Origin of the sequence: Cohnella sp. GCM10012308 (assembly GCF_042649185.1) — a bacterium.
GTDB lineage: Bacteria > Bacillota > Bacilli > Paenibacillales > Paenibacillaceae > Cohnella.
This window is the reverse complement of record NZ_JBHRYU010000031.1, coordinates 37,546-57,775: the sequence shown is the minus strand read 5'-3', so window position 1 is coordinate 57,775 and position 20,230 is coordinate 37,546. Positions and strand designations below refer to the sequence as shown.

The 20,230-nt window shown below is 54.8% G+C and carries 23 protein-coding genes; 16 read left to right on the top strand and 7 right to left on the bottom strand.

Annotated features, from left to right (window positions below; genetic code table 11):
- Positions 1–4 precede the first annotated feature (4 nt).
- The 4 genes from ACFOTD_RS26500 (at position 5) to lepA (ending at position 5,250) form a co-directional block, all read left to right on the top strand.
- Positions 5–1,015: a zinc-dependent alcohol dehydrogenase gene (locus tag ACFOTD_RS26500; protein WP_378122959.1), complete on the top strand. Its 1,011-nt coding sequence runs from the start codon at positions 5–7 to the stop codon at positions 1,013–1,015.
- Between the two features lie 24 nt (positions 1,016–1,039).
- Complete coding sequence (locus tag ACFOTD_RS26495; RefSeq protein WP_378122958.1) at positions 1,040–1,939, top strand: fumarylacetoacetate hydrolase family protein; 900 nt, start codon at positions 1,040–1,042, stop codon at positions 1,937–1,939.
- Between the two features lie 324 nt (positions 1,940–2,263).
- Positions 2,264–3,358: a hypothetical protein gene (locus ACFOTD_RS26490; RefSeq protein ID WP_378122957.1), complete on the top strand. Its 1,095-nt coding sequence runs from the start codon at positions 2,264–2,266 to the stop codon at positions 3,356–3,358.
- A gap of 77 nt (positions 3,359–3,435) precedes the next feature.
- Positions 3,436–5,250, top strand: coding sequence for a translation elongation factor 4 (gene lepA / locus ACFOTD_RS26485; RefSeq protein WP_378122956.1), 1,815 nt, complete (start codon positions 3,436–3,438; stop codon positions 5,248–5,250).
- Between the two features lie 107 nt (positions 5,251–5,357).
- Here lepA and ACFOTD_RS26480 read toward each other — a convergent pair whose 3' ends face one another.
- The 3 genes from ACFOTD_RS26480 to ACFOTD_RS26470 form a co-directional block, all read right to left on the bottom strand.
- Positions 5,358–6,548 (bottom strand): tyrosine-type recombinase/integrase, encoded by a 1,191-nt coding sequence (locus ACFOTD_RS26480; protein ID WP_378122955.1) that lies wholly within the window; start codon positions 6,546–6,548, stop codon positions 5,358–5,360.
- A gap of 102 nt (positions 6,549–6,650) precedes the next feature.
- Positions 6,651–7,088 (bottom strand): ImmA/IrrE family metallo-endopeptidase, encoded by a 438-nt coding sequence (locus tag ACFOTD_RS26475; protein ID WP_378122954.1) that lies wholly within the window; start codon positions 7,086–7,088, stop codon positions 6,651–6,653.
- Positions 7,089–7,106: 18 nt separating this feature from the next.
- Entirely contained in the window at positions 7,107–7,847 is a 741-nt protein-coding gene (locus ACFOTD_RS26470; RefSeq protein ID WP_378122953.1) for a helix-turn-helix domain-containing protein, read from the bottom strand.
- A gap of 109 nt (positions 7,848–7,956) precedes the next feature.
- On the opposite strand from ACFOTD_RS26470, the gene ACFOTD_RS26465 reads away from it, so the two are divergent.
- The 9 genes from ACFOTD_RS26465 (at position 7,957) to ACFOTD_RS26425 (ending at position 12,971) form a co-directional block, all read left to right on the top strand.
- Positions 7,957–8,196: a helix-turn-helix transcriptional regulator gene (locus ACFOTD_RS26465; RefSeq protein WP_378122952.1), complete on the top strand. Its 240-nt coding sequence runs from the start codon at positions 7,957–7,959 to the stop codon at positions 8,194–8,196.
- 79 nt (positions 8,197–8,275) lie between these two features.
- Positions 8,276–8,479, top strand: a complete 204-nt coding sequence (locus ACFOTD_RS26460) for a helix-turn-helix domain-containing protein (protein WP_378122951.1) — start codon at positions 8,276–8,278, stop codon at positions 8,477–8,479.
- A gap of 52 nt (positions 8,480–8,531) precedes the next feature.
- Positions 8,532–9,149, top strand: a complete 618-nt coding sequence (locus ACFOTD_RS26455) for a BRO-N domain-containing protein (RefSeq protein ID WP_378122950.1) — start codon at positions 8,532–8,534, stop codon at positions 9,147–9,149.
- Positions 9,150–9,369: 220 nt separating this feature from the next.
- Positions 9,370–10,017, top strand: coding sequence for a sigma-70 family RNA polymerase sigma factor (locus ACFOTD_RS26450; protein WP_378122949.1), 648 nt, complete (start codon positions 9,370–9,372; stop codon positions 10,015–10,017).
- A gap of 96 nt (positions 10,018–10,113) precedes the next feature.
- Positions 10,114–10,317 carry a hypothetical protein gene (locus tag ACFOTD_RS26445; protein WP_378122948.1) on the top strand — a complete coding sequence of 68 codons (204 nt, stop codon included), beginning with the start codon at positions 10,114–10,116 and terminating at the stop codon, positions 10,315–10,317.
- A complete protein-coding gene (locus ACFOTD_RS26440) occupies positions 10,301–10,555 on the top strand; it encodes a hypothetical protein (RefSeq protein WP_378122947.1) in 255 nt (84 codons plus the stop codon). Before ACFOTD_RS26445 ends, ACFOTD_RS26440 begins: the two co-directional genes overlap by 17 nt.
- A gap of 22 nt (positions 10,556–10,577) precedes the next feature.
- Positions 10,578–11,000, top strand: coding sequence for a hypothetical protein (locus ACFOTD_RS26435; RefSeq protein ID WP_378122946.1), 423 nt, complete (start codon positions 10,578–10,580; stop codon positions 10,998–11,000).
- A complete protein-coding gene (locus ACFOTD_RS26430; RefSeq protein ID WP_378122945.1) occupies positions 11,000–12,199 on the top strand; it encodes a DUF2800 domain-containing protein in 1,200 nt (399 codons plus the stop codon). The genes ACFOTD_RS26435 and ACFOTD_RS26430 overlap by 1 nt, the downstream gene beginning before the upstream one ends.
- Before the next feature lie 175 nt (positions 12,200–12,374).
- Complete coding sequence (locus tag ACFOTD_RS26425) at positions 12,375–12,971, top strand: DUF2815 family protein (protein WP_378122944.1); 597 nt, start codon at positions 12,375–12,377, stop codon at positions 12,969–12,971.
- A 608-nt stretch (positions 12,972–13,579) separates the two neighbouring features.
- Here ACFOTD_RS26425 and ACFOTD_RS26420 read toward each other — a convergent pair.
- Entirely contained in the window at positions 13,580–13,747 is a 168-nt protein-coding gene (locus tag ACFOTD_RS26420) for a hypothetical protein (protein WP_378122943.1), read from the bottom strand.
- Positions 13,748–13,808: 61 nt separating this feature from the next.
- Here ACFOTD_RS26420 and ACFOTD_RS26415 point away from each other — a divergent pair, with 61 nt between their 5' ends.
- Positions 13,809–14,477: a nucleoside triphosphate pyrophosphohydrolase family protein gene (locus ACFOTD_RS26415; protein WP_378122942.1), complete on the top strand. Its 669-nt coding sequence runs from the start codon at positions 13,809–13,811 to the stop codon at positions 14,475–14,477.
- A gap of 349 nt (positions 14,478–14,826) precedes the next feature.
- The gene (locus tag ACFOTD_RS26410) at positions 14,827–16,785 is read left to right on the top strand and encodes a DNA polymerase (protein WP_378122941.1); all 1,959 of its coding nucleotides are present in this window, start codon (positions 14,827–14,829) and stop codon (positions 16,783–16,785) included.
- Here ACFOTD_RS26410 and ACFOTD_RS26405 read toward each other — a convergent pair.
- On the bottom strand, positions 16,782–17,144 hold the full coding sequence (locus ACFOTD_RS26405) for a hypothetical protein (protein WP_378122940.1): 363 nt from the start codon (positions 17,142–17,144) through the stop codon (positions 16,782–16,784). The genes ACFOTD_RS26410 and ACFOTD_RS26405 overlap by 4 nt on opposite strands.
- Positions 17,145–17,222: 78 nt before the next feature.
- Between ACFOTD_RS26405 and ACFOTD_RS26400 the strand changes: the two genes are divergently transcribed.
- A complete protein-coding gene (locus ACFOTD_RS26400) occupies positions 17,223–18,476 on the top strand; it encodes a phosphoadenosine phosphosulfate reductase domain-containing protein (protein WP_378122938.1) in 1,254 nt (417 codons plus the stop codon).
- Between the two features lie 43 nt (positions 18,477–18,519).
- Here ACFOTD_RS26400 and ACFOTD_RS26395 read toward each other — a convergent pair whose 3' ends face one another.
- On the bottom strand, positions 18,520–19,791 hold the full coding sequence (locus ACFOTD_RS26395) for a DNA sulfur modification protein DndB (RefSeq protein WP_378122937.1): 1,272 nt from the start codon (positions 19,789–19,791) through the stop codon (positions 18,520–18,522).
- Between the two features lie 6 nt (positions 19,792–19,797).
- Entirely contained in the window at positions 19,798–20,115 is a 318-nt protein-coding gene (locus tag ACFOTD_RS26390; RefSeq protein WP_378122936.1) for a GIY-YIG nuclease family protein, read from the bottom strand.
- Positions 20,116–20,230 lie beyond the last annotated feature (115 nt).

Sequence of the window (20,230 nt, the reverse complement as noted above, 5' to 3'; positions counted from 1 at the left end):
GCGCATGACGCAGACGATGCGGGCGCTGGTCTACGAAGGACCGCGGCTGATGAACATGAGGACGCTTCCGGTGCCGGCGCCGGCGGCGGGAGAAGTATTGGTCAAGATCGAGCGAGTCGGCATCTGCGGCTCCGAGCTGAGCGGCTACCTGGGACATAACACGCTGCGCAAGCCTCCGCTTGTGATGGGGCATGAATTCGCGGGCACGGTCGCGGAGACGGGGGAGGGCGCGTCGCGCTTCAAGCCCGGAGACCGGGTAGCCGTCAATCCGCTTCAGACTTGCGGCAAATGCCGGGATTGCCTGAGCGGCGAAGCGCAGCTGTGTCCGGAGCGCAAGCTGCTCGGCGCGCACCTGCCCGGCGCATTCGCCGAATACGCCGTCGTGGCGGAATCCAACGTGTATGGCATACCGGACGATTTGTCTTTTGACCTCGCGGCGATGGCCGAGCCGCTGGCTTGCGCGGTCCATCTGTGCCGGCTGATCGCGCTGCAACCGGAAGACCGGCTTCTGGTGATGGGTGCCGGTCCGATCGGCCTGTTCGCGGTCGCGGCGGCGAGGCTGCTCGGCGTGCGCGAAGTCGTCGTGGCCGATCTGAACGCCGACCGGCTGCGCATCGCGGCCGAGCTTGGCGGCATCCCTGCGAACGGCGACGCCGAGATCGAACGGCTGAAGCCGGCCGAAGGCTTCGAGGCGGCGGTCGACGCCGTCGGCCTGCAGGCGACGCGGCTGCGCTGCATCGCCTCGGTGCGCAGAGGCGCGCGGATCGGACTTACCGGACTGCATGAAGCGGACAGCACGCTGCCCGTCAATACGATCATCCGCGAGGAACTCAAGCTGTTGGGCGCCTTCGCCTACGATTCGCAGGACTTCGAGCTAGCGCTGCGTTGGATCGCGGAGGGCAAGGTGGATCTGCTGCCCTGGACGATACATCGGCCGCTCGAGCAGGGGGGCGAATGCTTCGAGACGCTGATCGGCGGGCCGGGCTCGATCGCCAAGATTTTGCTGCAGCCTTAATTTTCAAGAAAGAAGGAATAGACCTTGAAGCTGGTTAACTATTGGGACGATAACGGAGCGCTGAAGCTGGGCGTGGTCGTAAAGGATCGCTTGCTGGACGTCGAGCGGATGACGGCGGGCTCGGAGGCGGCGTGGACCGTCCGATCGACCGACGATCTGATCGGCATGGGCGACGAAGGGCTCGCGGCGCTCGCTGCTCGAGTCGAAGGAGCGCTTCGCGACGAGGCGCTGGCAGAGGCATCCGCGCTCGGCCTGGGAGAAGCGAGATTGGCTCCCTGCGTCGCAAGGCCGGGAAAGATCATCTGCGTCGGCTTGAATTACAAGAAGCACGCCGAAGAAACCAACTCTCCGATTCCCGCCTTTCCGATTCTCTTCAACAAATTCGCCAATGCGCTGACTGCCCACGAAGCGCCTGTCCGCGTCCCTACTGTCACTGCCAAGATGGACTACGAAGCGGAGCTGGCCATCGTTATCGGCAAAACTGCTTTTAACGTGAGCGAGAGCGATGCGCTGGATTATGTATTCGGGTATTGCGCGGCGAATGATTTGTCGGCCCGGGATTTGCAGCTTCGCACCTCTCAATGGCTGCTCGGCAAAAGCCTCGACGGCTTTTGTCCGCTCGGGCCTTGGCTCGTTACTGCCGACGAGGTCGGCGATCCTAACCGGCTGGAGATTCAGAGCTTCGTGAACGGGGAGCGGCGGCAAAACTCCAACACGAGCGACATGATCTTCGATTGCAAAACGATCGTCAGCTACATCAGCCGTCATATGACGCTGCAGCCTGGCGACGTCATTTTGACGGGAACGCCCGAAGGCGTAGTCATGGGGTATCCGGAGGATCGTCAGGTCTACTTGAAGGCCGGCGATCGGGTGGAGATCCGGATCGAGAAGCTGGGCGAGCTTAGGAATGTACTGATCGATTGATACTGCCCTGTAAACCCTTCAAACCAAGCCGTAAACGTCAAACGGGACGAAGCAGAGGAATTTCCTGCTTCGTCCCGTTTGCTTTTGGTCTGTCGCTACTTTTTGAGTTGTGCCGCGTTCTCGCGATATAGCTCTATATAGAGCTTCTTCGTCTCGGTTGGTGCCGCATTCTCGCGATGTAGCTCTATGTGGAGCTTCTTTGCCTCGATTCATATGGCGGTCCAGTCAAGTTCATGACTTTTGGGACAGCTTCTTTTTGCTCTTCATTACCAAAATTACCCTGCCGATAAAAGGTGAATAACCCTTTTTTGGAGGCATTCGACGATGAAAATCCATGGCGCGAACCTGCCGCCGGCGCTGTCGCCGCTGACGGCCAGTCATTCCGCATTTCAAATCCGGCGATTGGCGGACGCCGCGGCATCTCCGATAGCCGTGTCCATCTCCGATGCCGGCAGCATCAAGTCCGACTTTCTCGTTCGATTCCGCAAAGAGATGGATGGCGAAGCGAATCAGGCCGCCTATTTGTCATCGTACGCAGAAACCTACGGCCAGATCCGGCAGGAGCTGCTGAGCGGCGAAGCGGCGGATTCGTCGCAAGCGCTGAAGCTACTGGACGAAGTATACGGCGAAGTGACGGGTGAGGCCGCGGACCGGCTGACCGCCCGTTTCGACGCGTTCTTCGGCGGAGCGAGCCTTCATCTGGAGTCGTACGGCATGTCGGCGAATTCCTCAGTTTTCGACCGGGAAGCGTTTCGCAAGCATTTGACGGATCTGGCGGAGGCGGCCAAGCAGATCGCGCTTGCGCATCCGGGCGAGACGGCCGCTTATCTGGAGGCTGCAGGAGCCGGGAGTGCGCTTGAAACGATGGGTTACGGCGATATCAAGGCGCTTACCGGCGCGCTGACGGCACTGGGTTCGACCAAGCCGCCGATGGCGGGCGCAGACCCCGCCAAGTTCGGCACGGCGGTGGCAGCTTGGGAGAAGGAGTCAAGACGCGTTTTGACAGCCGCCGGACTCTCCGACCACGTTAAGGAGGCGGCATTCAAGGCGGTACAGGATCAGTCCCGGGCCAAGCTCAAGACAGGCGCGTACACGCAGGCTGCCGACACGTACAGAAACAAAATCGACGAAACGCTCAAAAAATTGGCGCATCTCGCTTTTTTGATCGCCGCTGTCAATGGCAAGCTTGATGCGCTCAAAGGACTGGACCCCTCGGACCCTCGCATTCAGAACCTGCTGCGCCGGGAGCAAGAGCTGGAGAAAGGCCGCGCCGATTATACGTCGGAATTGAAGTCGCACAAAGAAAATCTGAGGAAGCTGGAAAAGGATCCCGATTCCGCCGAGGACAGCGAGGCGTATCGTCTCGTCAAGTCGGCATACGATGAAACGGCGCCAGGAAAGTCGGGAGCTGCCGATTGATGCGTCTTGACCCTGCTGATATAATAGATGGGATAGCCGGACAACGGCATGTATCGGTGGAGGTAAGGACAAAGAAGATGGCAGACATCCAACACAAGCAAAGCCATATTCGCAATTTTTGCATTATCGCGCATATCGACCACGGCAAGTCGACGCTGGCCGACCGCATTTTGGAATATACGGGCACGCTGACCGCGCGGGAAATGCAGGACCAAGTGCTCGACTCGATGGACCTGGAGCGGGAGCGCGGCATCACGATCAAGCTGCAGGCCGTCCGTCTCAAGTACAAGGCCGACGACGGCGAGACTTACACGCTGCATCTGATCGACACCCCGGGGCACGTCGACTTCACGTACGAGGTGTCGCGTAGCCTTGCGGCCTGCGAGGGCGCGCTGCTGATCGTCGACGCGGCGCAGGGGATCGAAGCCCAGACGCTGGCGAACGTCTATCTCGCGCTGGACAACAACCTGGAGATTCTCCCGGTCATCAACAAGATCGACTTGCCGAGCGCAGAGCCGGAGCGGGTCAAGCAGGAGGTCGAGGACGTCATCGGCCTCGACGCGAGCGAAGCGGTCCTCGCGTCCGCGAAGAACGGCATCGGTATCAAGGAGATTCTCGAGCAGGTCGTGCAAAAGGTGCCGGCGCCGCAGGGCGACCCCGAAGCGCCGCTTAAGGCGCTGATTTTCGACTCTTACTACGATGCTTACAAGGGCGTTATCTGTTATATCCGCGTCATCGACGGCAAGCTCCGCGCCGGCACCCCGATCAAGTTTATGGCGACCGGCGCGACGTTCGACGTCGTCGAAGTCGGCACGTTCATGCCGCGCTCGACGATCGTGGACGAGCTCGGGCCGGGCGACGTCGGCTTCGTGACGGCATCGATCAAGAACGTCAAGGATACGCGCGTCGGCGACACGATCACCAATGCGAAGCGTCCTACAGCCGAGGCGCTGCCGGGCTACCGCGGCATCAATCCGATGGTGTTCTGCGGCCTGTATCCGATCGAGTCCTCGGACTACAACGACCTGCGCGACGCGCTGGAGAAGCTCGAGCTGAACGACGCCTCGCTGCGCTTCGAGCCCGAGACGTCGCAGGCGCTCGGCTTCGGCTTCCGCTGCGGCTTCCTCGGGATGCTGCACATGGAGATCATCCAGGAACGGATCGAGCGCGAGTTCAACATCCCGCTCATCACGACGGCGCCGAGCGTTGTTTACAAGGTCACGCTGACCAGCGGCGCGCAGCTCGATATCTCGAACCCTTCGGAATATCCGGAAGCGGGCAAGCTCGATTTCGTCGAAGAGCCATACGTCAAGGCGTCGATCATCGTGCCCAAGGACTACGTCGGCGCGATCATGGAGCTTTGCCAGGGCAAGCGCGGCGAATTCATCGACATGCAATACCTCGATGCCAACCGCGTCACGCTTAAGTACGATATTCCGCTCGCCGAGATCGTCTACGACTTTTTCGACCAGCTCAAGTCCAGCACCAAGGGATATGCCAGCTTCGACTACGAGCTGACCGGCTACCGTCAGTCGAACCTCGTCAAGATGGACATTCTGCTCAACAGCGAGCAGGTGGACGCGCTCTCCTTTATCGTGCATAGAGACCGTGCCTACCAGCGCGGACGCGTCATTTGCGAGAAGCTGAAGGACCTGATCCCGCGTCAAATGTTCGAAGTGCCGATCCAGGCGGCCGTCGGCCAGAAGATCGTCTCCCGGGAGACGATCAAGGCGATGCGCAAAAACGTCCTCGCCAAGTGTTACGGCGGCGACATCTCGCGGAAGCGCAAGCTGCTCGAGAAGCAAAAAGAAGGCAAGAAGCGCATGAAGCAGGTCGGCAACGTCGAGGTGCCGCAGGAAGCGTTCATGGCGGTGCTGAAGCTGGACGACTAGCGGAATGCTGTAATATCAAGGCCTCTAAGGCTTTTAGGCGGGGGATATTTCGTTGGAATAAGTGTTTTGCCACCCATTTGCCACCGGATTTATTTTTGGGTAGCAAATTAAAGATCGCTGGCGAGGGAGTCGAAGATATCGGCGGCTTCTCTCGCCATTTTTTGTGTTAGGTGGACATAACGATCTTCAGTGATCGCCGCCCGGCTGTGCCCTAGTCGTTTCTGCACAGACTTGGTCGGGAGTTTCTGCTCGATCAGCATTGTAGCGTGAGTGTGCCGGAGAGAGTGGTAGTTAAAATCGATGCCGAGGGCCTCGCTTGCTTTCCCGGTATGATATTTCGCGGCAGCCGGCGTGATGACTTCTCCGCTCTCTTTCCGACATACGAAGTCGTTCGAACTGGATGCCAGATAAAACTCTCCATAGCGTAATTGGTTTTGTTCTTGCCTGTGCTTCTCCTTCCACAAAATATCCAATAACGTTTTCCCAATTGCAATAGTGCGGTATCCGGCTTTGGACTTCGGAGGCCCCACGATCCATTCAGTACCCTTCTTACCGTTCTTGAATTTTGGTCGATCGGTCTGTCTGCCGACAAGTTGTTGTTCGATGGTGATCGTCTGTGCGTCGAAATCGACATGTTTCCATTCCAGTCCGCAGACCTCTCCGACACGCACACCAGTATGCAGCCCTATTTGGTAGGGGATATGGAACGGATGCCCCTCTTGAAAATGCTTGCTCAATTTGCGAAGGTTCTCTTTGGATTGAATCTTTAGGTCCTCTCGCGTTGGTTTTCCTTCCGTGTCCCCCATGACCAGTTCTACATATTGCATGGGATTCTCGCTGATGAATTTGTAAGGATATACCGCATGCCTTAGCGCCTTATTCAAGAGTCCGATTAAAATGCTGAGAGTTTGCCTGGCGAAACCTTCTCGTACCTTCCCATTCATGAATTGTTGCAGAAGGTGGGGGGATAGGGACTTTAATTTGTAGTTGCCTAGCACAGGTAAGATATGCAGCCGAAGAAGCGATTCGTAATTGTATTGCGTGTTCGGTTTTAACTTTAAGTCGACGTACTCGCGCATCCAGTATTTCAGGTAATCATGAACGGATATCTCAGATGGTCGGAATATTGTGCCGGTATTCTCGAAGTCTGTCATTTTCCTACGCAATACAGACAGCGCTTCTGCTTTGCTCGTTGCCCCATCAGCAGGGTATTCAACCTTGTTTCGCTCGCCGTCGATCTTGCCGGCATCGAAGTAGTAGTACCAGGTGTTTCCTCGTTTTCTTACTCCGCCTTTCATTCTTTTTCCTCCAGTCAAGAACGTATGTTCTTTTTTTATGTATGATGAACCGCTTTGCAGCGGGAAAGCGCAAAGTTTCTAATCCAAATAGATAATTCACGGTCACGCCATAGAGCTGCTGCCTGGCGATATCTTTAATTCTGCAAGTTCTTCCGGAACGCCACTTGCCGCAGCTGCCTCGTAAACGGATACTCCAGAGCGCAGCATTTCGTCCGGTATCAAGAGTTCGACGGCGAATTGATTTGCTTCGCGCTCATATCCCCCAATGTTTGTGAAGGTGTTTGCTCGTAAAAAAGGGACGCTGACATTTGGATGAAGAAGTCGGTGACCGAGTTCATGTGCGATGACAAATAACGCCAATGCTTCAGGCAGCCCGATTGCAACATGAATGACTGGAATTCGATAAACTAATTGGAAATACCCCCAAATTCCTTTTAAATGCCGGTATTCAATCAATATCCCTAATCCTTTTGCAATACGAACCGGGTCGCGCGTTCCATATTTATGCACGAGCTTTTCTACGATCTGTTTGATGGTCATTTAGGCAGCGCCCTCCGACTATTCCTTACGGTATTTTTTCGGAGTGAATTTCTTCTTAGCAAGTTGCTTTGCAAGACGCATCGTTTGTTCCATGGACGCTCGAAGTAGTTCGCGTTCGTCTTCGTCCAGTTCTATTTCCTCTCCATAGAACGCCATGGCTTGATTGCTATCAAGACCCGCCATCATCCTCTCCAATTTGCGAGCGATATCGCGTTCGTCCTTATTGGTGAGCTCGTAATATGGTTGAGCCCGTTCAAACACAGCATCTTGTTCTATGGCCTTCTCGAATGCAATTTGTTTATCTACATCGCCATCAAATTCAGAATTAATATATCCGTCCCATAAACTGTGTTTTTCGAGGAAAGATTGAACGGATAACCCGAATTCTGATGCAATGCGATTAAGTATTGTCTCACTAATCGGGCCATCATTTTCGATGCAATCATGCAAGTAGTCAGGAAAAACGCCGACAATTGAGGCAAGATCGATAACCTCTAAACCGCGGAATTTCATTTCCTCTGCAATAGCCTCCCCAACATCATACCCAACGTCGTCCAAACAAAGTAAATAGTCTGAAGACACGTTAAATATTTTTGTTAATTTGGCGATCACATCTGACGGTGGGGTTACCCTCCCTGCTTCATAATTCGCGATGTTGGTTCTCTTAAATCCAAGCTCCTCCGCGAGGTCTTCTTGAGACATTTTTTTCCGCGCTCGTTCAGTTTTAATGCGGTCACCTAGTGAGAACAAATCAACCACTCCTAAAAGTCATTTAAAATGTCGAAATAAATCTTGACGTGCTTTATAGTGACGTTGTATGATGTGTGTGTCACTAAAAAGCACATTCTACGAAAGGAGGTTTACACATATGGCGGTTTCCTTAGAAAGACGCAATGCGTTTCAGGAGTTTCGTAAAAAACGTAATGCGTCACAGCGCAAAGTGTCTCTAGATCTTGGTGTCAGCGAAAACCAAATTCGTGTAATCGAATCGGGACGTGGAAATCCAAGTGTTGAATTGCTATTCAAACTAGCGGCTTATTTTGAGACTACGCCAGAATCATTACTACCTGACTTGGCCGAACAGACCGGATTAGAAATTCGCCACTGAATGTCATTATTATAAACCGTTATTTAAAATGACGCAAGTATTAATGACATAAGACTTTGCAATTGGAGAGTGTTTCGACATGAATAACCGCCTCCACACCGTTTCCGAAGTTGCCAAAGTGCTCGGTGTCAATCCTAATGCCGTTTATGAGCTGATTAAGCACGGACATATCAAGGCTCTAAAGCTCGGAAGCTTGAAGGTGTCGACATTCGAATTGGAAGACTTCTTGCGGCGGAGCGCCGGATTAGACTACTCCGATTTGAAATGTGTGTCCCCATTATAGATGCTTCATTCCTCCAATATATCAAGTCGCAAGTAAAGGAGACCAAGCCTTCATGAATATTCGCATCGAGACGTGGCTCCAGCACGACATTCGGTTCGTCGAAGTCACTCCGGGTGATTGGTGGGCGGTGGCTGCTGACGTAGCCGATGCACTCGGTTACAGCAAAGTCGACAGCATGATGCGGAAGCTTAAACCAAACCAAAAGGATGCTCATTTAATGAGTACCCCTGGCGGCAATCAGGAAATGTCCATCATCTCTGAAAACGGTATTTACCGGGCGGTGCTTCGTTCACGAAGGAAAGAAGCAGAAGTATTCGAGGAATGGCTATACGACGTAATCAAGCAACTTCGCCAGTCCTCGGGCCTCCAAGCTTTCCAAGTCTTTCGGATGTTGGACAAGGAGCATCAGCGTGAAGCAATGGGACGGCTGAATGCGAGCCTTCGCGAACCCGGCAGACCAGATTTCATAAAGGCAAACGTTATCGCCGATAAGGCGGTTTCCACAAAGTTCGGCCACCCCAAGATGCTAAAGAAAAACCAAATGACCCCGGCCATGCTCGTAGAGCGGCAACCAATCCTCGACGATACGATCGAGCTGATGGGCGTCGTAGATCGCTTCCATCTCGATATGTCGGTTAGCAAAGCCATTTATTCAAAACATGCTCATTGAAAGGTGGATCCTGAAATGAATCTGCCACTCACACACACGCCGACACGATGACGATCTGGCAGGCGATCATACTTACGGCAGTCCTGGCCGCGCCGCTTGGCTACCTGATCGGTGCGCGGCTGCCACGTTGGAGAGTGGACGAGCTGGAGCGGGAGAACGCGAGCCTGCGGGCGGCAAATACGTTGCTGAGGAAACAGATAGAACGGTCATTTGAAGGGAGGTGAACATCATCAACGCGATTAAAGCAGAGGACCATATGGGCCTTGTAGGTATCGTGGCAAAGCAATTTGTAAGGCGGGCATCAACATCATTTGATTTCGAAGACATCGTAAGCGCCGGCTATATGGGGCTTGTTGAGGCGGCAGCTCGCTTCGAACCCGAACGCGGATTGGCTTTCTCGACGTACGCGGTCACATTGATTCGGGGTAGCATACTTCGCAACCTCCGCGCCTTTGGCGGACCTATCGTTAAAACCCCTCGACCTACTCGCGAACTGGCTCAGAAATTGCTCTGGTCCAAGTTAACTGATCTGTCGGATGAGGCAGCAGCATCTTTCCTTGGCACTACTGTCGAAAAGGTTCGACGTGCTCGCGATCTACACGAGCTCACCGTTAGGTCGCTGGATGCCCCTTTATCCGATTCAGATCATAAATCGTTCTCTTCCAAGATTCCAAGGTCTGCGGATTTTAGCTCTCATATAGTTAATGACTTTCTGTCCCGTCTGCCTGAACGCACAGCGGATGTCTTACATTGGCGGATGGCAGGTCTGACGCAAAATGAAATCGCCAGAAAGATTGGCACAAGCCAGGTCCAAGTGTGCCGAATCATTCGGCGAGTCGGAAAGGTTTGGCTCGAGTACGCGCAATGAAAAAGCCCTGCTCTCGGCTCCACCCGAGAACAAGGCCTGCAAGAAACATGTCGCGGTCAGTATACCACAACTGGCCGGAAAACAGGAGGACTTATTTTGCAAAATGCGATTAGACCGCTCCAGCGCCGTCTGCACCTTGCCCTTGTGACGATCGCTCTGCTCGAGCCGGAGTGTAAGGTTTGCGGGCAGCACGTCGACATCAAGCTGCTGCGGCCGTTCCCAGGCGCGCCTGACATTCAGGCTTGCCCTGTATGCATCACGGAGTATGGGGAGGTGCCGAGTCATGTCGTCGTCCACTGATAAGCCCCGCGATCTCGAAGCGGATCTCATGCTTTGTGCCGAGGCTTCAACGCTCACGATGGAATCTCATAACCCAGTAGGGCGTCTGGTCAGGTACGCGTCGGAAGCTGTTACCGGCTGGCCATACGCCATCCGTCGCGCTAAGAAGGCGGAAGACGCGAACGACAGGCTCCGCGAAGAGGTCGCCATGCTCCATGAGCAATTACAGCAGCAGCACCGAAGCCATTGCTTTGACTAACATACATCGGAGGCTATCATCCATGAGCGTACAAATCATCATCAACGGCGAGAACGCCGCAGAAGCACTGTCCGAGCTTTCCAATTTGTCCGGAGGCTTTGCAGCTAAGTCCGCCGCCCCGGTCGCCGAGGCGCCGAAGACGGAGCGCGCACCGCGCACGACTCGCACAAAGACGGAGCCGCTGAAGGAAGAATCGCCAGCGGCCGAACCGGAAGAGCTGGAAGTATCGGACGAGGACGTCGAGGCACTCGGTGGAGACGCATCCGATGACGCGCCGGTCCCGTCCGACGTGGAACTGCGCGCACTGGCATCAACGGTTGGTGCTAAGGGCCCCGACGCCAAGAGGGCAATCAAGGCACTGCTGGACAAATACGGCGTGCCGAACATCACGGCCGTACCGGCGGACAAGCGGATTGCGTTCAAGGCCGAGCTGGAGCAGCTCTAATGTCGGCGCCTGCACACGCAGAGCGCGCTCACGCCTTGCTGGGCGCGTCCAAGGCAAGCCAGTGGATTAACTGCCCGCCGAGCGCCCGGGCGCAGGAAAACGTGCCGGACAAGCGCAGCGAGTACGCCAACGAGGGCACCGCTGCGCACGAGTATTCCGAGCTGATCCTGAGGCGCCGGCTGACGCCGTGCAATCGGACGGAGCGCGCCAAGTTGGACAAGGCTATCGCCGACTTCAAGGCGAGCAACCCGTACTATGGACCCGAGATGGAGGACGCGGTCGGCTATTACGTTGAGGTGGTCGAGGAGCGCTTCATGGCCGCCAAGGCGCGCAGTCCTGACGCCGTCATCCTGTTCGAGGAACGGCTGGACTTTACGGAGTGGGTATCGGAAGGCTACGGGACCGGCGACGTCGTTCTGATCGCCGACGGCGTGATGGACGTGATCGACCTCAAGTACGGCAAGGGGCAGCCAGTCAGCGCGATCGGCAATCCGCAGATTAGGCTGTACGGTCTCGGCGCCTGGTCCGGCTACAGCTACCTATACGACATTCGCGAGGTGCACGGGACGATCGTACAGCCGCGCCTCGACAGCGTAACGACGGACGTCCTGCCGATCGACGAGCTGCTGCAGTGGGCTGAGACGATCGTGGGGCCGGCGGCCGCGCTTGCCTTCGACGGTAACGGCGAGTTCAAATCCGGCGACCATTGCAAGTGGTGCAAGATCAGAGGGAATTGCCGGGCGCGCGCCGAGGCGAACATGGCCGCGCTGGCTTACGAGTTCAAGGACCCGGCCACGCTGTCGCTCGATGAGGTTGGATCGATCCTGTACGTCGCCGAGCAGCTCAAGGCGTGGGCCAAGGACGTCGAGGAGTTCGCGTTCGAGCAGGCCAAGATCGGCAAGCGGATCCCATCGTGGAAGCTCGTCGAGGGCCGGAGCAATCGAGCCATCACAGACAAGATGGCGGCACGGGTAGCGCTGGAGGGCGCAGAGCTGTCGGCGGACAAGTATCTGAAGCCCCAGGAGATGCTCGGCATCGGCGATTTGGAGAAGGCGATCGGCAAGAAGGAGCTCGCCGCGCTGATCGGCGACCTGATCGTCAAGCCATCGGGCAAACCGGTGCTGGTGCCGGAGACGGACAAGCGTCCTGAGCTTAACAGTCTGGACGAGGACTTTGCCGGAGAGGATTTCGATGGCTGATCTATACGGCATTTATAGCACCGTTTCAAGAAAGTGGTGCTTTGGCATTGCGGAGCCGTCAAAAAGCCGTGCCCGCAAAAAGCTATTCGAGAAAATCGGAAACGACGCTCGGAAATGGCGATTCGAAGCACGCAAGCTAAAAACCAATCCCTCAATTCAAAGGAGCAATCACACCATGGCAAACGACAACCAAAGCACGAAAGTAATCACCGGCAAGGTTCGCCTCTCATATACGCACATCTTCCAGCCGCAATCCATCAACGGCGGAGACGAAAAGTACAGCACGGCAATTCTCATCCCCAAGTCGGACAAGGAGACGCTCCGCAAGATCAAGGCAGCGATTGACGCGGCAGTCGAGCAGGGCAAGGCGCAATGGGGTGGCAAGATTCCGGCGAATCTGAAAAAGCCGCTTCGAGACGGCGACGAGGAACGTCCAGACGACGATGCATACGCCGGCCATTACTTCTTGAACGCCTCGTCGAACAACAAGCCGGGTATCGCCAAGCCGGTCGGTAAAGGCGCGGACGGCAAGACGAAATTTGCCGAGATCACCGATACGACGGAAGTCTACTCCGGTTGCTTCGCGAAGGTGTCTATTAACTTCTATCCGTTCAATACGAACGGGAACCGCGGAATCGCTGCCGGGCTGAATAACGTCGTGAAGGTTCAAGACGGGGAGGCGCTGGCCGGCCGTGCAAGCGTGCAGTCCGACTTTGCGGATGAAGACTTCGATGACGACTTCGGCGGGGAAGAAGACGACTTTCTGAACTAATGCCGAAGAAGGGGATGCCGCAAGGGTCCCCTTTTCTACAAGATCAGAAGGGCATGTGGCTAATGTTTAACACCTACCAGAGGTGTGATCAAATTTATTCTTAAAGTTCCTAAGCATTATCCCCTGGCACGTGTTTTTAGCGAGTTTTTCGTATGTTCTATAACTTTCATAGGCATGAAGGCCTTCAGACTGGTCCTCATTTCTGATCCATGTATGACAACAGAAATCTTTTTTACCTGGTAGTCCAACGATGTCGTCGATTGGCTTGTCGACTCGTTCAATGAGTTTGTTTACCATGTCAAGCAGTTCATTATACCCGTTAACGACGCTATCTAGGTAGGCTAAGCTAATCATCCTATAAGGGCCATCTGGGTACCAGTACACGTCCCTGCAATTGCAATCATAGGTGTGGCCAGTGTCATCTACGCATTTATCGCAGATCCAAGTTAGCAATGGAACCGTTGATGCAGGTTGTTGAGGCGCAAAGTAGTTTTGATTGAAGTAGTTATTTCTATAGTACATCAGAGCTATCCCTCCAAAATTGTTTTCTCCAATGTATGCAGGGCTCTTGTACCTGGTTTAGATTTTCCATGTATAAAGTCAGTTGATTACGGCGCCGACGCGGCGAGTTCATCCAGTACCACGCGCAGTTCCGCGACCTCGGCGCGCATGACGGCGGCGGACGGCACACGGGAGAGCAGCCAGCGCTCAAAGATTCGAACAATTTCGCCGCTGCCGTCGTACTGGTGGAAAAATTCATAGGCAAGTTCGGTCATATGTAACACCTCATTGCGATTCTAAAACAAACATACGTTCTTGAATAGGGAGGATTTATCCATGTCTGATTCGGTAAATAAGCAGGTGCCCACGATTCAACTCGGTACGGGAGACATCGCAATCATGTCGGCATCGACGCGCGAAGATCGGGCCGAGAATGCCATCGCGTTTGTAAAGCGCAATGCCGAACATCCGATTGCGATCGATGTTGAATGCGACGTTACGGATGAAGAGATCGAAAACGGCAAGCTCGTGTTTCTGGCATTTAGCAATCCGAAGTCGATCGATGCAGTCCTGACGATGCTGCAGCGGCTGAAGGAGACGATGACGGAAGAAACAAAACTGCCGCATGGACCTACTATTTCCGATTACGTCGCCGCAGCGCATGCGAACGCAGTCAGCAAGGGTTGGTGGGACGAGGACCGCAGCTTCGGCGAGATCATCGCGCTGATTCATTCGGAAGCGTCCGAGGCGCTTGAGGACCTGCGAAACGGTCACGAGCCGACGGAGGTTTGGTACGAATTCAAGAAGCCTGACGACGTGTACACGCTGCCTTATAACCTCAATGGCGAGGGCAAGCCCTGCGGCATCCCGTCTGAGCTGGCCGACATCGTAATCCGCGTGTTCGACGCCGCCGGCCGTTACGGCATCGATCTGGAAGAGGCGATCGCCGAGAAGATGGCCTACAACGCGACGAGGCCGCAGCGGCACGGGGGCAAGGTGCTTTAAGAGGAATAGCCGTGCAATCTAAGAAAGCCAGATCTCGCTGAAGAAGATCATATGAAGCCCAAGGAGAATTGGCAACGCTATTGCTAACGTACCAACAATTCTATTCATCAACCGTGAAGTGAAAATCGTAGTGAGCATATTCCGAACAGCCAAACACACTACGGTTGATCCAAGCCAAAAAACCAATGCATCAGCAATCGTCCCTGTGTACCCGTGGTCACGGTAATAATGGCCAGCCCTTAAAAATAATTCGCTTTTATTCATAGTCAACCGCCGCTCTATACTTTGTAATTAATTGTCATACGTGAGTATAAACCATGAGTTTCACATTAGGAATGGGGGAGGAGAAGTGAGATTTCTCCAAATCGACCTTGAGACATACAGCTCCGTCGATCTGCTCAAGTCGGGCGTGCATCGGTACGTCGAAGCGACGGACTTCGAGATCCTACTGTTCGCCTATGCGTACGACGACGATCCGGTGACGGTCGTCGACCTGACTGCCTTCGAGGACATAACGGGTATAGTGCTGCGCGATCTGCATAACCCTGCGGTGACGAAAACGGCTTTCAATGCGGCGTTTGAGCGGACCTGTCTTGCGCGGCACCTCGGGCAGCCGATGCCGCCGGAGCAGTGGCAATGCACATCGGTCTGGGCGCTGACGCTCGGACTGCCGGGGAACCTGGGCGGCGTCGCCGAAGTGCTGCAGCTGGACGCTGCGAAGGACACGAAGGGCAAAGCGCTGATCAAGTATTTCTCCGTGCCGTGCAAGCCGACCAAGATCAACGGCGGGCGGACGCGGAACCTGCCGCACCATGCGCCCGACAAGTGGGCTGATTACGTCGCTTACAACCGGCAGGACGTTGTCGTCGAGCGCGAGGTGCGCCAAAAGCTGGAGCGCTTCCCGGTGCCCGCGCACGAGTGGGCGCTGTGGGCGCTCGACCAGCGGATCAACGACCGCGGCGTACGGCTCGACCCGGAGCTGATCCGGCAGGCCATCGCGTGCGATGAGCAGTACGAGGCGAGGCTGGTGCAGGAGGCCAGGGAGCTGACCGGGCTGGACAACCCCAACAGCCTGCCGCAGATCAAGGCGTGGCTGGCAGGCCGCGGACTGGAGACGCCGGACGGTCTCAGCAAGGAGTTCATGCCGGTCCTACTGGACGCCGCGCCGGACGACGAGACGCGCCGGATGCTGGAGCTGCGGCAGGAGATGAGCAAGACCAGCGTCGACAAGTACAATGCCATGACGCGGACGATCTGCACAGATGACCGGGCGCGCGGGCTGCTGCAGTTTTGCGGCGCCAATCGCACGTGGAGGTGGGCCGGCCGTCTCATCCAGGTACAGAACCTGCCGCAGAACAAGATCGCCGACCTGGAGCTTGCACGGGATCTGCTGGGCGCCGGAGAGTTTGAACTGCTCGAGCTGCTGTACGGCGCGCCGCCGTTCGTCCTGTCGCAGCTCATCCGTACGGCGTTCGTGCCGTCGGAAGGTCGGCGCTTCATCGTCTCGGACTTCTCGGCCATCGAGGCCCGCGTCATCGCTTGGCTGGCGGACGAGCACTGGGTGCTGGATGTCTTCCGCGGGCATGGCAAGATCTACGAGGCGACGGCGGCGCAAATGTTCGGCGTGCCGCTCGAGACGATCGTCAAGGGACACAAGAATTACGAGCTGCGGGCCCGTGGCAAGGTGGCTGTGCTCGCGTGCGGTTATCAGGGCGGCGAGAACGCGTTGGCAGCGATGGACAGCAAGAAGGAGATCGACCCGGCGGAGTATCCGCGCCTGGTGAAGCAGTGGCGCGATGCGAATCCGAACATCCGCAAGCTGTGGTACGCAACGGAGGCGGCGGCCGTGGAGGCGGTGCGGACGAAGTCGACGGTCAAGCTTAAGCATGGCGTCCAGTATCGGTACGCCGGTGGCATGCTCTTTGCCGATTTGCCGAGCGGCCGGAGCCTCGCGTATATGAACCCGCGGTTGAAGCCGGATCCGAACTTCGACAAGGAAGGGCTCGTATTCGACGGGATGGATCAGGTCAAAAAGAAGTGGATGTCGCAACGGACGTACGGCGGTAGGCTCGTGGAGAACCTGGTACAGGCGATTGCCCGGGACTGCTTGGCGGAGAGTTTGATGCGGCTGGACCGTGAGGGGATCGAGACCGTCATGCATGTGCATGACGAGGTCGTGCTGGACGAGCCGATCGACGGCCGCACCGTCGAAGAGGTGACGGAGATTATGGGCCGGCCGATCGACTGGGCGCCAGGGCTGCCGCTGAACGCGGCAGGGTTCGAGTGCGAATTCTATCAGAAGGATTAAACGGGATTTGCATTAGATTCTTTGTAAGCAACCAAAGAATCTAATAGCTTTAGTGCTTCTTTAGCGTCTCTTCTACCCCGAAATCGATCAATACGGTCAGGGTTCAGAAGATACTGAAAGTATTCAGCGTTGGCGTTTTTGTCATCCTTGAGCAACTCGGGCAATCTACGTGACAAATCGTTGGTGGCGGAAACAACTCTTATTAACTTCTTGTCGGCATCAAATAGGAACAGAACTCCTTCAACTGATGAGTATTTTGTTGCTTGGCCCAAAGGAAATAGGTCACTAAGTTCATTAAGATCTTTCAGATAATTATATAGTGAGATATCCGCAATTCTCGCACTCTTCTCGTCAATCATTTTTTGCACCCCTCTTTGGTTAGATGAAAATTAATTCGCGTTTTATTGCCCGTATCCTTCTAATAAGGACTGATAAATATGGAACTACAAACCAGAGTCATGGCAACTGTAGCCGAGATTGCGGAACAGTACTGTGACCCGAATACCGGACAGCAACCATGGGCGATCAGCTGGAGCGGCGGCAAAGACAGCACTACGGTATTGGTCCTCGTCTGTCGGACGCTACAGATGCTGCCGGCGACCAAGCGGACACGGCCGGTGCACGTTATCATGAGCGACACGAAGATCGAGAACCCCATCTTGGAGGACTATATGCACCGGCAGGTTGGGGCAGTGAACGGCTGGGCCCGCTGGGCCAAGCTACCGATCACGGCTGAGATCGTTTCACGTAAGGCGAAGCGTAGTTTCTGGGTCGGCATACTCGGCTGGGGGTGGACGCTTCCGACGAATGGCGATGACCGGTATTGCACGCACGCGCTCAAGATCGAGCCACAGAACCTTCGCCTCGCTGAGATCGACCCGTGCCTGCAGCTAATCGGCAGCCGGTCCGAAGAGTCAACCCGGCGGGCAGCCACGATCGATAAGTACCGCGAGGAAAGGGGGAGCCGCTTCACCGTTTCGCCTTACAGCGACGGTCGCCGGATCTACATGCCGATCGTCGACTACACGACAGATGAGGTCTGGCAGATTCTCCTCAATCCGTTGCCCTGGGGCCAATCGGAGGAGATCCGCAAGCTCTACAAAGACGCGACGGGGGAATGCGCGCTGATCAACCCTGGCGGCTCCGTCAAAGCCACACAGGCTTGCGGCGCCCGGTTCGGTTGCTGGGTGTGCCCGCCGATCACTCGGGACCGTTCCACGGAGAACATGGCCGTGAAATACGAGTGGATGAAGCCGCTAACGGAATGGCGCCAGCTCCTGAAAGACGTTCACAACCCAAAGAAACACCCGGAGCTGCGCAGTGGATACCGCCGCAACCGAACACCAATGGGGCCGGGAAAGGGATGCCTTGCAATCCACGCTCGCAAGTATCTACTCGACCGTCTTCTGCAGACGCAGGAGGACGTGAACCGGCTTCGCGAGCTGGACGAGAATCCACTGCACCGCGCGCCGATTGCGCTCATCAGCGAAGACGAGGTCGAGATGATCAGGGAAGCCTGGGCGGAAGATGAAGCCAAGCGCCCGTGGTTAATAAACAACCGAGAGATGGAGCCGGGCGACTTTGAAAAAGCGGAGAAGCTGCTGGCCGAGCAGCAAGAGCTAAGGAAAGAGCGCCGGGCAAAGAAAAAACAGCTCCTCGAAGAGAAGCCGTTCGTGGTTGCTACGGTCTAAGTTCACTGAATACCTGCATTATAGAAGGGATGTGAGAGAAGTGTTAGACAGGTTTGGGAAGAATATAGCCCGGATTGCTGAGCCTAATGCTAGTTAGAAGTGTTTCTTTTTCTCCAGTCGTATAAAGATTCCCAGTTACGAGATAAGCGATTAGTTTGCCTGTATTGTTAATTGCTTGTTTGTTGGAAATGACCTTGCTGGTATTCGGAATAACCAGCACCTGGCTCCAACCGGGGAATTTGAACGACCAATCGATTTTGTTGAGTTGCTTTATAAAATCGTGGAGTGAAAGACCTTTCTCTTTAGCCAGTTCAAACCCAATGGCTACCGCCATCTGAGTAACTGGCTTCAAGAGCAAGTTTTCTTCACGTAATGCTGGAACGTCAATGTCCTTGGCTGTCCCTTCAATGATGTCAATGTACTTACGGTAGACATCTAGTCCTTCGAGCATGGCGGTCCAATACTCGGTGATCTCGCTTGTCTTTTCGTTAATAACCGATTCTCCTGGGCGTGTTCTCTTTTCAACCTTACCGAGCAGCTGCTCGGTAATAGAGTAGACTGCGCTAATTGTAGTAAGGTGCTTACTTCTGGTGGAAAGCGTATTGCTTGTCCAGTTAACGACAGCTTGTCCGTTTAGTGACCCGAGTACTTCCCCGTGTTTCATGATGCGGCGCGTGATGATGGCGTAAATATCATCTTCATCGGTAATGATGTTGTCACTACGCGAAGTGCCTTTTGCATACCGATTAATCTTGTTGAAGATTTTTCGAACAACCATCGTGTCATTGTGAGGAACGAAAATGACAGTGATGTCTTCGTCCGCCAAGTGGGGGTTAGGTTTTAGTTCTTCTCGTGCGTCCGTAGAGAGCTTGGCACCTGCAGGCAATCCTTTTACACCTCTTATGGCGACAGATAGAGCTAGCAGACGGTGTTGACCATCTAGGGCGATAAGCCTCTTATTATCCGGAAGAGTGATAAACCCCAGATCGTCGGCGTTTTCTTGGTATGCCTTAGGGATTTTGGGCACTACTTCAGTCACAGGTTCGAAGTCGAGCTTTTCCCAACCTCGATAAACACTGACGATCAGTGACCCGAAGAACCGATCGGGGTCCTGTACCAAGTAGGGAACGATGTCGCTTACGACTCGCTTATCGTCCAATTCGCGTTGGACTTGCTCATCAATGTCAATGTCGTCCCACTCTAGTATTTCGGATGCATACCCAACGGAATCGATGAGTGTGCCTGCCTTAATTTTAGCCAGATAATATTCTGTCGTACCCATTTTTCCGCGAATGCACGCAACTGTAGTTCCCATTACTAATCACTCCTTAGTAGATTTAAATTTAATTTCATTGCAGATAGGACGGATAAAAGTGACGAGTGACTTCTCCAGCTCCCCAGGATCAGGGTGTCGGATCCAAGAAAATTGTACTTGTCCAACAGGGGAAAGAAGTGCTTTGTTCAGGCCGGTATTATGACTCTTGCGCCAATGCTGTTCAAAGCGTCTTTGAAGATTTGCCGACTTCCCTACGTACAGCGTCCCTCGTAAATCGTGGATGAGGTAGACTCCTGAATCTATTGGTATGTTTCCCAATGAGGCCAGAGCGTAGCGTACTGTTCCAGATAGATTGACCTTCATGCTTTCACCACCTTTGGCTTGTCTTGGTAGGTCTGTAACCACAATATACCATCTTGTTTTTGAAAACACAATATAATTTTCGAAAACAAATACAAGTCTTCGAAAACATATACTA